10 protein-coding genes are annotated in these 13,574 nt (G+C 58.8%); 5 read left to right on the forward strand and 5 right to left on the reverse strand.

All coding sequences use genetic code 11. The features are described from left to right. Window positions 1–11: 11 nt before the first annotated feature. Window positions 12–1,547 carry an EAL domain-containing protein gene (locus MEB48_RS00685; protein WP_237880921.1) on the reverse strand — a complete coding sequence of 512 codons (1,536 nt, stop codon included), beginning with the start codon at window positions 1,545–1,547 and terminating at the stop codon, window positions 12–14. Between the two features lie 103 nt (window positions 1,548–1,650). Next, on the reverse strand, window positions 1,651–2,523 hold the full coding sequence (locus MEB48_RS00690; protein ID WP_237880923.1) for a LysR family transcriptional regulator: 873 nt from the start codon (window positions 2,521–2,523) through the stop codon (window positions 1,651–1,653). A 78-nt stretch (window positions 2,524–2,601) separates the two neighbouring features. Between MEB48_RS00690 and MEB48_RS00695 the strand changes: the two genes are divergently transcribed. Together MEB48_RS00695 and hppD are read left to right on the forward strand one after the other, a co-directional pair. Continuing rightward, on the forward strand, window positions 2,602–3,549 hold the full coding sequence (locus MEB48_RS00695) for a DMT family transporter (RefSeq protein WP_237880925.1): 948 nt from the start codon (window positions 2,602–2,604) through the stop codon (window positions 3,547–3,549). A gap of 245 nt (window positions 3,550–3,794) precedes the next feature. Then, window positions 3,795–4,871 carry a 4-hydroxyphenylpyruvate dioxygenase gene (hppD, locus tag MEB48_RS00700; protein WP_237880927.1) on the forward strand — a complete coding sequence of 359 codons (1,077 nt, stop codon included), beginning with the start codon at window positions 3,795–3,797 and terminating at the stop codon, window positions 4,869–4,871. A 266-nt stretch (window positions 4,872–5,137) separates the two neighbouring features. On the opposite strand, the gene rarD is transcribed toward hppD, so the two are convergent. The 3 genes from rarD to MEB48_RS00715 all read right to left on the reverse strand — a co-directional run bounded on the left by rarD (window position 5,138) and on the right by MEB48_RS00715 (window position 9,004). Continuing rightward, entirely contained in the window at window positions 5,138–6,025 is an 888-nt protein-coding gene (gene rarD, locus MEB48_RS00705) for an EamA family transporter RarD (protein ID WP_237880928.1), read from the reverse strand. A gap of 358 nt (window positions 6,026–6,383) precedes the next feature. Beyond that, window positions 6,384–7,397 (reverse strand): aldo/keto reductase, encoded by a 1,014-nt coding sequence (locus MEB48_RS00710; RefSeq protein ID WP_237880930.1) that lies wholly within the window; start codon window positions 7,395–7,397, stop codon window positions 6,384–6,386. A gap of 296 nt (window positions 7,398–7,693) precedes the next feature. Then, window positions 7,694–9,004 (reverse strand): MFS transporter, encoded by a 1,311-nt coding sequence (locus tag MEB48_RS00715; RefSeq protein ID WP_237880932.1) that lies wholly within the window; start codon window positions 9,002–9,004, stop codon window positions 7,694–7,696. Between the two features lie 170 nt (window positions 9,005–9,174). Here MEB48_RS00715 and MEB48_RS00720 point away from each other — a divergent pair, with 170 nt between their 5' ends. The 3 genes from MEB48_RS00720 (at window position 9,175) to MEB48_RS00730 (ending at window position 13,555) form a co-directional block, all read left to right on the forward strand. Further along, entirely contained in the window at window positions 9,175–10,287 is a 1,113-nt protein-coding gene (locus tag MEB48_RS00720) for a sugar diacid recognition domain-containing protein (RefSeq protein ID WP_237880933.1), read from the forward strand. 225 nt (window positions 10,288–10,512) lie between these two features. Continuing rightward, window positions 10,513–11,655 carry a glycerate kinase gene (locus MEB48_RS00725; RefSeq protein ID WP_237880935.1) on the forward strand — a complete coding sequence of 381 codons (1,143 nt, stop codon included), beginning with the start codon at window positions 10,513–10,515 and terminating at the stop codon, window positions 11,653–11,655. A 274-nt stretch (window positions 11,656–11,929) separates the two neighbouring features. Then, window positions 11,930–13,555: a methyl-accepting chemotaxis protein gene (locus tag MEB48_RS00730; RefSeq protein ID WP_237880937.1), complete on the forward strand. Its 1,626-nt coding sequence runs from the start codon at window positions 11,930–11,932 to the stop codon at window positions 13,553–13,555. Window positions 13,556–13,574 lie beyond the last annotated feature (19 nt).

A 13,574-nucleotide genomic window follows, 5' to 3' on the forward strand; every position in this document is an offset into this window, starting at 1 on the left:
GAAGCGGTTAGTTAATGATCACTTAATGCTCTAATGAATTCTGCACCGGGCATCGGCCGGCCAAACAGAAAACCTTGCAGAAAGTTCACGCCGTGGGCCGTCAGATAGTCACTTTGTTCTACGGTTTCCACGCCTTCGGCGACGATACCCAGATCCAGTTTGCCCGAGAGCTCGATGATGCTGTCCAGAATGTGCCGGGAGAGGGCATCGACGCCGATCATGGCCACAAAACTCTGGTCGATTTTCAGGAAGTCCACATTGAACTGACGCAAATAACCCAGGCTTGAGTGACCGGTACCGAAGTCATCGATCGCGATCATCACGCCCAAGCCGTGAAGTTGCTCGAACAGTTGCAGGGTGATGGCTGTAGGCTCGATGAGTTCGCGTTCGGTCAGCTCCAGCACCAGGTTGATGCTGCCAGGTGCGAAAGCGCTGAGGAATTCACGGCAGTCTTCAACCAGCTCCAGATCCCGGCAATGAGTGGCGGTGATGTTGATGCCTATGTGAAACGGCTCTTTGAACGATGCCGACAAGGGTGCCAGTAATGCGGAGGTCTGTCGCATCAAGGAACGAGTCATCGGCACGATCAGACCGGAATGTTCGGCAAACGGGATAAACAGGTCCGGGCGTACCAGGCCTTCCTTGGGATGTTTCCAGCGCATCAATACTTCGGCGCCGGACCACTGCTTATTGTCGCCATGCACCACGGGCTGAAAGTAAGGAATGAACTCTCCTGCCTCCAGCGCACGCTGCATTTCACGGCTGGGCGATGTCGAGCGCTTCTGCAGGACATGCCCGATCGAGCCTGACACCACACCGAAAAACATCAATAGACTGAACAGCGGCGGGTACTCACTGCGCATGTAACGCCAGGTCTCTCCTTCGGGGAAACCGGCGGCCACCATAAAGGCATAACGCGCAGACGTCAGTGTGTTTTGCGCCACTGGCAAGACGGGCAGGGCGTCGTCGTGGACTTTGCCATCGGCGGACAGCCAATTTGGGCCAATTCGCAGCAACAGTAATGTCTTGTGACCCATCAAGCGCAACACGTTACTCAGGTGATAACCGTCCAGCGTGGTCAATGCGCCCTGGTTTCCTTCGCTAAGCCGATACACCAACAACGCGGTATTGGGCGTGACCGGATTACCGTTCATGAGCCATAGCGTGCCTTGGGTGTAGTCGCCGGGATTGATCTTTTCCTGATAGTCGCCGAACAACGAACTGCAATAGAGGTTGTTGTCCCATACAAGATTGGTCGAGCGCACGAACGGACGGCGGGTGACTTGTTCGCGCAGGGCCAGTTTAACGTCATTGCAGTTTTGGCCAGCCAGCGGCAATAGTTGCTGCGCCGCTTGGGCTGTGTTGTCGAGCATCAGTTCGAATTGGCGAATGGCTTCTTCGGCAGTCAGTTCAGTACTTTGCTTGAGCGCACGTTCAGCCTGCAGATAGAGAATGGCGAACCCCAGCAACATTGGAAGCAGCCCGCTCAGAACAGTCACAGCGATCCGGGTGCCACGCTTGCGGCGACTCTTGACGTTCAGTGGCATTCGCAAATCCATCGCGATAAAAGAGGGCACTTAAAGGCTGGCAAGGCGACACGCTTCCCAGAAGAGTTCAGCCATGATAGTTGGTCGACAGCACTTGTGCTGTTCAATGATCATTCAGGCTCGAAGCCAGTTTGATAAAGGCCAGTGTCGCAGGTGATGACTGACGCTGATCGAGCACTGCCAGACCCACCTGGCGGCTGACCGATGGTGCCAGCGGTTTTTTCACGTAGCGGTTGTCGTTGTCGTCAGGCAATGAGCTTTCGGCGACAACGGTCAGTGCATCACCACGACCGACGGTGTCCAAAGTGCTGAGCAACTGCGAGCAACGATAACGAATGTTCGGCGTCAATCGCGCCGCATTGAATAAGCGCGACACCAGTTCCGAAGACCCGGCTTCGGTCAGCACAAAAGGGTCGTGGCACAAATCGCTCAAACTCAAATTGTCGCGACCGGCCAGCGCATGATCGGCAGGCAGCAGTGCGACCATCTGGTCTTCGATCAGCCTGAAAGTGTCGAAACGTTCCTGGGGCAACACCACAAAGCCGATATCGATACGTCGTTCTTCCAGCCACTGGATTACCTGGCGATCCGGACCTTCGTCGATATGAACCTCGATGCCCGGGTGTGCGGCGCGGTAATGCGGCAGGATCCTCGGCAGCAGTTTGATCGATGAAGTCGGGCCGAATGAGCCGATGCGCAGGGTGCCAAGTTTCATCCCGCGAGCATCGGCCGCTTCCTGGCGCAACGTGTTGGCCAGCCCGAGCATCGCCCGCGCGCGCAGTAAGAGTTGCTGGCCGATGTCACTCAGCTCGACCTGGGACTGATGCCGGCGCAGCAGTTCGACGCCCAATTCCTGTTCCAGCGACTTGAGCGCGTGAGACACCGCGGATTGGGAAATCTCCAGACGATGGGCTGCCGCCGTGAAGCCGCGCAGTTCGGCTACCAGCGAGAAAATCTCGAGTTGAGTCAGGGTCATGAGTGTTTACTCATTTTACGATGATCGGGCATTAGTCGAATGATACGCCATGTGCCCGATTTCTGATGGTGGAGACTTATGACTGCGTGTGAACAAACCCTGGCGAATTCCTCAGATGTACCGGTCTATCTGAAACTGGCAGCGGTCACCATGATCTGGGGCGGAACGTTCGTTGCCGGGCGATTTCTGGCCGACAGCCTCAGTCCGTTATTGGCCGCGAGCCTGCGGTTCTTGCTGGCGAGTGTGGCGTTGTTGCTGTTTCTATTGCTGGCGCGGGTGCCTTTGGTGCGTCCCAGCCCCCGGCAATGGCTGCAACTGACGCTGCTGGGTTTTTTTGGGATTTTCTTCTACAACCTGTGCTTCTTTTACGGGCTGCATTACATCAACGCGTCACGGGCGTCGTTGATCGTGGCGCTTAATCCGGCGGTGATCGGCCTGGCATCGTGGCTGCTGTTCAAGGAGCGACTGAGTGGGGCGAAAGTGGCCGGTATCGCTATCTGCATTGCCGGCGCCGGTATGGTGATCGTCAGTCGCAATCCGCAATTGCTGGCCGGTGGTACTGATGCCTGGATCGGCGATCTGTTGATCTTCGGTTGCGTGCTCGGCTGGGGCATTTATTCGCTGTTTTCCAAAGGCCTGAATCAGACGCTGGGGCCAGTGCAGACGGTGACGTACTCGATTTTGTTGGGCACGCTGATGCTCTGGGTGACCAGTGCCGTGCGGGGTGAGCTGAGTGTTGCGGCGCTCGCCGAACTCGGTACGCAACAATGGTTGAGTCTGATGTACCTGGGCGTGCTGGGGTCGGCATTGGCCTATATTGGTTATTACGACGGTATCCGCAAAATCGGTGCGACGCGTTCGGGTGTGTTCATCGCCCTGAACCCGCTGACCGCCGTTCTGTTTGGCGCGTTGTTGCTGGGCGAGCAATTGACGCTGGTGATGTGTCTGGGCGGTGGGCTGATCCTGCTGGGGATTTTTCTGTGCAACAAACCGCTTGCACAGGCTGCGAAAAGGGGGATTTTATAAGAAGGATGGACAACTGATTTACGCTGTGTAGAATCCGGTTACGCATATAAGAATAATCGTCTTCTGGCAGCAGAAGCCTCGCCCGCAAGAGCCTTGGGTCGACAATGAAGATATTTGGGTTTCAATTGATCTACGGTGACTTCCTCGCCCGCAGCGTGCGGGGCATCTCCTGCGCGCCACCCGCCGGTCTCAGCATTGCTAGCAACTAACATTCGTTAATTGATAAGAAATGATGAGGCGCCAAAATGGCAGATTTATACGAAAACCCAATGGGCCTGATGGGCTTTGAGTTCATCGAATTCGCATCGCCGACCCCTAACACCCTCGAGCCGATCTTCAAGATCATGGGCTTCACCAAGGTCGCGACCCATCGCTCCAAAGACGTGCACCTGTATCGTCAGGGCGCAATCAACCTGATCCTCAACAACGAACCCAACAGCGTGGCGTCGTACTTTGCGGCCGAGCACGGTCCGTCGGTATGCGGCATGGCGTTCCGCGTCAAGGATTCGCAAAAGGCCTACAAGCGTGCCCTGGAACTCGGCGCTCAACCGATCCACATCGAAACCGGTCCGATGGAACTGCACCTGCCGGCGATCAAAGGCATCGGCGGCGCGCCGCTGTACCTGATCGACCGTTTTGGCGAAGGCAGTTCGATCTACGACATCGACTTCGTGTTCATCGAAGGCGTTGATCGCAACCCGGTCGGGGCTGGCCTGAAGATCATCGATCACCTGACCCACAACGTGTATCGCGGTCGCATGGCTTACTGGGCCAACTTCTACGAGAAGTTGTTCAACTTCCGTGAAATCCGCTATTTCGACATCAAGGGCGAATATACCGGCCTGACTTCCAAGGCCATGACCGCGCCGGACGGCATGATCCGCATCCCGCTGAACGAAGAGTCGTCCAAGGGCGCCGGGCAGATCGAAGAGTTCCTGATGCAGTTCAACGGCGAGGGCATCCAGCACGTGGCCTTCCTCAGCGATGACCTGATCAAGACCTGGGATCACTTGAAAAGCATCGGCATGCGCTTCATGACGCCGCCGCCGGACACTTACTACGAAATGCTCGAAGGCCGTTTGCCGAACCACGGCGAGCCGGTCAACGAATTGCAAGCGCGGGGCATTTTGCTGGACGGCTCGTCCGAAGCGGGTGACAAGCGTCTGCTGTTGCAGATCTTCTCGGAAACCCTGATGGGCCCGGTGTTCTTCGAATTCATCCAGCGTAAAGGCGACGATGGTTTCGGCGAAGGCAACTTCAAGGCGCTGTTCGAATCCATCGAGCGTGATCAGGTTCGTCGTGGTGTGCTCTCCACTGATTAACCCGTTTCAGGCGTGAAAAAAGCCCGGTCAGCAGCAATGTTGACCGGGCTTTTTTTTGGATCACGCAAAACCATTTTTGGATTATGCAAAACCATTTTCGGATCACGCAAAACCATTTCGGATCACGCAAAACCATTGTAGGAGCGAGGCTTGCCCGCGAAGGGGACTTTGAAGGCGCTAAAAGCTTCGCGGGCAAGCCTCGCTCCTACATTACATAGGCCATTTGGCCATTACATAGGCCATTACATAGGCCATTACATAGGCCATTACATCGGCCGGCGTCGTTGCCGGACCAGATGCTTGAACCCTTCAAACACCAACACCAGTACCGCCAACCAGATCGGAATATAGGTTAGCCATTCGCCGGCCTTGATGCTTTCCCCCAACAGCAGCGCAACGCCGAGCAACAGTACCGGTTCGACGTAACTCAACAACCCGAACAGGCTGAACGGCAACAAACGACTGGCAATGATGTACACCACCAGCGCCGAAGCGCTGATCACGCCGAGCAGCGGAATCAGCCAGGACAATGCCGGGTACTGATCGAAGAGGCCAAAACCCTGCTCACCGCCCTGCACGAACCAGAACGCCACCGGCAGCATCAACGCCATGTCCAGCCAGAGCCCGCCAAGGTTGTCCGTGGCCAGACGCTTGCGCAGGATGAAATAGATCGGATAGCCGACCACCACCAGCAAGGTCGCCCAGGAAAAACCGCCGACCTGATACAACTCGTTGAGCACGCCGAGGCTGGCGAAGAACACGGCCATTTTTTGCAGGTAGGAAAGACGCTCGCCATAGACGATTCGTCCGGTCAGGACCATGGACAGCGGCAGCAGGAAATACCCCAGCGACACGTCGAGGCTATAACCGTTGAGCGGTGCCCACATGAACAACCAGAGTTGCAGGCCAAGCAGCACTGCCGAGCCAATCAGCCCGACAATCAGCTTCGGCTTGCCAGCCAGCCGCCGAACAATCTCGGCCACGCGCTTCCACTCACTGGACACCACCATGAACACAGTCATGCATGGCGCGGTCAGCAGCATCCGCCAACCGAAAATCTCCACGCCGCTCAAGGGTGAGAGCAACGAGGTGTAGTAATACATGACGGCAAACAGCACCGAGGCTGTGACCGATAGAGCGATACCTTTAGACAAACTGCCCTCACGGTTTGATGGTCAAACGGACCGCGCAGGATACGTGGTTTTTGTGCTGGATATTGGCCGTGTGATCAATATCTCCAACATTGTGGTGAATGTTGGATCGCTATCGCAGGCAAGCCAGCCCACAAGATTTGGGCCAAAGAACAGTCGGCAGAACGGCACAAAACCTGGGGAAGCGGGCTTGCCCCAATGCCAGTCAATTAAGACAAGGAACTCTGTAGGAGCGAGCTTGCTCGCGAAAGCGGTATATGTGGCGACATCAATGTTGACTGTACTGCCGTCTTCGCGAGCAAGCTCGCTCCTACAGGAATTTCGCTTAACTGACTGGTATTGGGCTTGCCCGCGATTGATCTCAAGCCGTACGCGGTTTACGTCCCGGTACAAAATGGCTCACATCATTGAACCCCGGTGTCGACGCATGCCCCGGTGTCACCAGCGAATCGATAAAAGCTTCATCCTCCGCCGTGATCTTCACCGTCTGCGCCTTGGTATACGCATCCCACTGCTCTTCGGTGCGCGGCCCGACGATGGCCGAAGTCACAGCGCCATTGTTCAGCACCCAGGCAATCGCGAACTCGACGATGCCTACGCCACGGTCCTGAGTGTATTGCTGAATCTGCTGGGCAATGCGCAGCGATTCAACCCGCCATTCGGTTTCCAGAATGCGTTTGTCCTGACGGCCTGCGCGGCTGTTGGCGTCCGGTGTCACGTCCGGGGCGTACTTGCCGCTGAGCACGCCACGCGCCAGCGGACTGTAAGGCACCACGCCCAAGCCATAGTTCTGCGCGGCAGTGATCTGCTCGGTTTCCGCCTGACGGTTCACGATGTTGTAGAGCGGCTGGCTGATGATCGGCCTGTCGACACCGAGTTTGTCGGCCACACGAATCACTTCGGCGATGCGCCAGCCACGGTAGTTCGACAGGCCCCAATAGCGGATCTTGCCTTGGCGGATCAAATCGCCAATGGCCGATACCGTGACTTCCAGTGGCGTGCTGTGGTCTTCGCGGTGCAGGTAATAGATGTCCAGATAATCGGTACCCAACCGCGTCAGGCTGGCTTCGATCCCGTTGAACAGGTGCTTGCGGCTCAGGCCGCTGCGGTTCGGCACACCGTCCACCGGGCCGAAACCGACTTTGGTGGCGAGTACCCATTCGTGACGGTTGCCGGCAATCGCTTCGCCGACGATCTCTTCGGAACGGCCGTTGGTGTACACGTCCGCGGTGTCGATGAAGTTGATGCCCTGATCCCAGGCCTTGTCGATGATGCGCAGGGAATCTTCGGTGCTGGTCTGTTCGCCGAACATCATGGTGCCCAATGTAAGGGTCGACACCTGTAAACCCGAATGACCCAGCGTGCGATAGCTCATGACGAAATCCTTTTACCGGTCAGAAAGCCCTAATCAAATACCAGAACGGCAGTCGGGAGCAATCTGAATATCAGTTCAATACTCCTGTTGGAGCGCGCCCTCGATCATTACCTCAAGCCACCCAAAGAACCTGCTCGCAAACCCAGCAAAATGTTTATCTGTGATCGTTCCCACGCTCTGCGTGGGAATGCAGCCCGGGACGCTCCGCGTCCCTTTCGAGAGCTGGAACGCGGAGCGTCCCTTGAGGCATTCCCACGCAGAGCGTGGGAACGATCAGTACGATCCATCTAGCCCTGTTAAACCCGCAACGTCCGCGTCATGCGCAACGCCAGCAAACTCCCACAAACAATCACACCCGCCAGCAGATACAGCGCCGCATCGGTCGATCCAGTGCTGTCCTTGACCCAACCCACCAGGTACGGGCTAAGGAAACCCGCCATCTGCCCCATGGAGTTGATCAACGCCAGTCCGCCGGCGGCCGCGCCAGCGCTGAGCATGGCGGTCGGCACCGGCCAGAACATCGGCAGGCCGATGAGGGCGCCCATGGTGGCGATGGTCAGGCCGAGGATGGCAATGGCCGGGTTGGCGGCGAAGTTCACCGCGATCAACAGACCTGCCGCACCCATCAGCATCGGCACCACCAAATGCCAGCGGCGTTCTTTGCGCAGGTCCGCCGAGCGACCGACCATCAACATGAACACCGCCGCCAGCAGGTACGGAATCGCACTGAGCCAACCAATCACCAGGTTGTCGCTGAAACCCAGGTTCTTGATGATCGACGGCAGCCAGAAGTTGATCGCGTAGACACCGCTCTGAATGCAGAAATAAATCAGGTCGAAGGCCCAGATCGCCGGGTTCTTGAACACTGCCCGCAGGGAGTCGGTGGTGGTTCTAGGTTTGCTGGCCAGGTCTTCTGCGTGATCGGCCTCAAGTACCGAACGCTCGTAAGGGGTCAGCCACTTCGCGTTAGCGTAATTGTCGCTGAGCAAAAAGTAGGCGAGGGCACCAAGAATAACGGTCGGAATCCCTTGCAGCAGAAACATCCATTGCCAGCCGGCGAGACCGCCCTGGCCTGCGGCAAAGTGAGTGAGAATCCAGCCAGAAAACGGGCTGCCGAGCAATCCGGACACCGGGATCGCCGACATGAACAGCGCCATGATGCGGCCACGGCGAAACGTCGGGAACCACTGCGAGAGGTAAAGAACCACACCAGGAAAGAATCCTGCTTCGGCGGCACCGGTAAACAGCCGCAATGTGTAGAACTCGGTCGGCGTGGTGACGAACAACAGGCAGGTCGACAGCGTGCCCCAGGTGATCATCATCAGCGCGATCCAGCGTCGCGGGCCGAATTGGGTCAGGGCCAGGTTGCTCGGTACGCCACACAAGACGTAGCCGATGAAGAAAATCCCGGCACCGAGGCCGTACACGGTTTCGCTGAATTTCAATGCGTCGAGCATCTGCAGTTTGGCAAACCCGACGTTCACCCGGTCGAGGTAGTTGAACAGGTAGCAGATGAAAATGAAGGGGATCAAACGCAGAGTAATGCGTTTGTAGACGGCGTTTTTGTCGTCAGCGGTGGCCAGGGTAGCTGTGGCGCTCTGTGACATGGCGGGCTCTCTCTTTATTATGATTTTTTTGCGACGCAAGGGTAACGTTGATCGCCCAGTGAGTCTCGGCCACCCCTTGGGTGGTTGTCTTTGTGCCTGAGCACAGGGTTTGCGACCAAGGCCTGTGCGGGTGAACAACCCGTTCCATCACGTTTTCAAGGAACCGCGCTATGTTCGAACTCGATCACGACCTGGCCCAGGACATCGTCGACCGGGCGATGGCCATCCTGCCGTACAACGTCAATGTCATGGACAGCCAGGGGTTGATTCTCGGCAGCGGCGAACCGGAGCGCATCAACACCCGCCACGAAGGCGCGCAGTTGGTGCTGGCCAACGGGCGCGTGGTCGAGATCGACGCGCAAACCGCGATTCACCTCAAAGGCGTGCAACCGGGCATTAATCTGCCGCTGTTGCTCGATCAGCGTTTGATTGGGGTGTTGGGCATCACCGGTGAGCCTGAACAATTGCGCACCTACGCCGAGCTGGTGCGCATGACCGCCGAGATGCTGGTGGGCCAGCGCAATCAACAGGCCGAGCAGCAATGGCGGCGCCAGCGTTGCGATGATCTGCTGGCGCTGCTGCTCAGCGAGGCGGGGGATTCGCCGCGGTTACTGGATGAAGCGCAGCAACTGGGACTGAAACCGCAATTGACGCGGGTGCCGTATCTGTTCGAGTTGGGCATGGAACACGGCCCGGGCCAGACCGTCGAAGCGCTCAGCGCCTGGTTGATGTCGCGTTATCCGGACAGTTGGTGCGTGAGCTCGGCCAAGTCTTCGTTGCTGTGGTGCCGACCGGCGACGCCTGCGATCGAAAACGAGCGGCTGCTGGAGAAACTCGATGGACTCGGCTGGAATATTTTGCGCATTGCCGTGGGCGGGCAGGCCGATGGATTGTCGGGGCTGCGCCGCTGCTATCGCCGGGTCGGTGATTTGCTGGCCTACGGGCGTGATGTGTTGCCGCATTCGCGTTTGCTGACGCTGAACCGTTATCGGCTGCCGGTGATGCTCTGGCGGCACCGCAACGATGATGCGCTGGATGAACTGCTGCGGCCGTTGCGCAAAGTCATCGCCAAGGATGGCAACGGCCAGCTGCTGGCGACCCTGCGTAGTTGGTGCGAACACGATGGCCAGAGTCAGGCGTGCGCCGAGTCGTTGGGGATTCATCGCAACAGTTTGCGTTATCGCATGGAACGGATTGCCGAGTTGAGTGGGGTTGATCCGTTGCGGTTGGATGGGATGTTGGCGCTGTATCTGGGTGTTCAGCTTCTGCCGCAAACCGATTAGAGAGGTGGTGATTGTAAGGACGCCTTCGCGGGCAAGCCTCGCTCCCACAAGAGCGCCGCACCCACTGTAGGAGCGAGGCTTGCCCGCGAAGAGGCCATCCCAATCGCTATCAATCCTGGGTTTTGTGGAAATGAACAATAATCGTCAGTGCCGCTTGTGCAGCGGACCGGCGTTATTGCTTGAGCCTGCTGGCAGCATGGTCTCCATAACAAACGGAGAATTCGCATGAAAATCGTCATCGCCCCCGACTCGTTCAAGGACAGCCTCAGCGCCCAAGGCGTGGCGGATGCCATCGCGCTCGGACTGGCCGAAGTCTGGCCGGACGCACACTTGCTCAAGTGCCCGATGGCTGACGGCGGGGAAGGCACGGTCGAGTCGATTCTGGCCGCATGCGACGGCGAATTGCGCCGTACCCGCGTTCGCGGGCCGTTGGGCGCCACGGTCGATGCCGCGTGGGGCTGGTTGCCACAGAGCCACACTGCAATCATCGAGATGGCCGAGGCCAGTGGCCTGCAATTGGTCCCGCCGAACCTGCGCGATGCGTGCATCAGCAGCACCTTCGGCACCGGTGAATTGATCCGCGCCGCGCTCGATGCCGGTGCGCAACGGGTGATCCTGGCGATTGGCGGCAGCGCCACCAACGACGGCGGTGCGGGGGCGATGCAGGCCTTGGGTGTGAAGTTGCTGGATGCTCAGGACCAACCCCTGGCTCCGGGCGGTCTGGCCCTTACGCAACTGTCCCGTCTCGATCTGGGCAGTATCGATCCGCGTCTGGCCGAAGTGCGCTTCGACATCGCCGCCGACGTCAATAACCCGCTGTGCGGCCCTCATGGCGCGTCTGCGATTTTCGGCCCGCAGAAAGGGGCGTCGCCCGAGCAAGTGCAGCAACTGGATCACGCCCTCCGGCACTTTGCCGAACACTGCGCGCAAGCACTGGACAAAGACGTGCGCGACGAACCGGGCAGCGGGGCGGCGGGGGGGTTGGGGTTCGCGGCCAAGGCGTTTTTCGGCGCGCAGTTCCTGGCCGGGGTGGACGTGGTCGCCGAACTGGTGGGACTGGCCGAGGCGCTCAAGGGAGCCGATCTGGTGATCACTGGCGAAGGTCGTTTCGATGCGCAGACGTTACGTGGCAAAACCCCGTTTGGCGTGGCGCGCATTGCACGCCAGCACGGCGTGCCGGTCATCGTCATCGCTGGCACCTTGGGCGAGGGCTATCAGGCGCTGTATGAGCACGGCATCGATGCGGCTTTTGCCTTGGCCAGCGGACCGATGACATTGGAGCAGGCCTGCGCCGAAGCGCCGCGTTTGTTGTGCGAGCGCGCCCGTGATATCGCGCGAGTGTGGCGGATGGCGGCCCGCAAGGCCTGACCCTGTAGGAGCGGGCTTGCCCGCGAAAGCGGTGGGTCAGGCACCATCAATGTTGACCGTGCCACCGCTTTCGCGGGCAAGCCCGCTCCTACGGGTTGATCTGAAAAAATATTTCCCCAACCCCTGCAAAAAACCTCAACCCCGGCCGATACAACGTATAGGCGCACACAAACCCATTACAACAGTGGCGCCAAGCTGAAAGGTGCGCGCCATCGCCGCGCTTGACAGTGATCACCGCAAGGATGCTCGCCGCCTCAATTACCGAGATCATCCTATGTCACTGCGTAATCTGAACATCGCGCCTCGAGCTTTCCTGGGTTTCGCCTTCATTGCCTTGCTGGTGATCGTGCTGGGTGTGTTTGCCGTGAACCGCATGACGATCATCCGCCAAGCCTCGGTTGACATGGAAGCAACGCAGTTACCCAGCATCGGGTTTCTCGGCAACGTGACGGAAAACGTCCTGCGGCTGCGGATTCTCTCGTTCCGCGTCCTGGTCAACCGTGACCCGGCGGCGCTACAGGAAGCGCAGACCCGCATTGGCGTCCTCGTCGACAAGGTACGCAGCGCCCAAGCCGGTTATGCCGCCTTGCCGGCCGGCCCTGAAGAAGCCGCGCTGTACAAAACTTTCGTGACAACCCTCGACAACTACATGCAGGCCCAGAGCCAGATGCTGGAGCTGTCGCGACAGAACAAACTCGATGAGATGCGCACCCTGATCAACACACGGATCAAGGAAGGCACGGATCAGATGGGCGAGCAACTGAACAAACTGGTGGCGCTCAACGCCGCCGACGCCAAAGCCGCGTCGGCCAAAGCGGGCGAGCATTACAGCGAAGCCTATATCGGCATCGTGACGGTGGCGGTGATCGCTTCGCTGCTGACCGTGCTGCTGGCCTGGCTGCTGACCCGCAGCATCCTCACGCCGCTGAACCGTGCGGTACTCGCGGCCGAAACCATTGCCGGCGGCAATCTTAGCAGGGTCATCGAAGTCGACGGCAACGATGAACCGGCCCGTTTGCTCGGCGCCTTGTCCGCCATGCAGGCCAACCTGCGCAAAACCATCGAACAGATCGCCGGCTCCGCGACGCAACTGGGCGCGGCCACGGAAGAACTCAGCACCGTGACCCAAGAAGCATCCCGCGGCTTGCAACAGCAAAACAACGAAATCGAACAGGCCGCCACCGCCGTCAACGAAATGACTGCCGCCGTGGAAGAAGTGGCGCGCAACGCGGTGTCGACGTCCGAAGCCTCGAACCAGTCGACCCAAGCCGCCCGCGAAGGGCGTGACCGGGTGGTGGAAACCGTCGACGCGATCCAGACCATGACCCACGACGTGCAAAACACCGCGTTGATGATCGAGGGCCTGGCCGCTCAGGGCCGCGATATCGGCAAAGTGCTGGACGTGATCCGCGCCATTGCCGAGCAGACCAATCTGCTAGCCCTCAACGCCGCGATCGAAGCGGCCCGTGCCGGGGAGGCCGGACGTGGCTTTGCGGTGGTGGCGGACGAAGTCCGGGCGCTGGCGCATCGCACCGCGCAATCGACTCAGGAAATCGAGAAAATGGTCGCTGGCATTCAGAACGGCACCGGTGAAGCGGTGTCGTCGATGCAACAGAGCAATCAGCGCACCCAAAGCACCCTGGAAATGGCCCGTGCTGCCGGTATCGCCCTGGAGCAGATCACCCAATCGATCCTACTGATCAACGAACGTAATCTGGTAATCGCCAGCGCCTCGGAAGAACAGGCTCAAGTGTCCCGTGAAGTCGACCGCAACCTGGTGAACATCCGCGACCTGGCCACCCAGTCCGCCGCCGGTGCCAACCAGACCAGCACCGCCACCCACGAACTGTCGAGATTGGCGGTTGATTTGAACGCGATGGTGGCGCGTTTCGTGATTTGAGATAGGGTTGAAACTGGAA

The organism is Pseudomonas sp. PGPR40 (assembly GCF_022014505.1).
Classification (GTDB): Bacteria; Pseudomonadota; Gammaproteobacteria; order Pseudomonadales; family Pseudomonadaceae; genus Aquipseudomonas.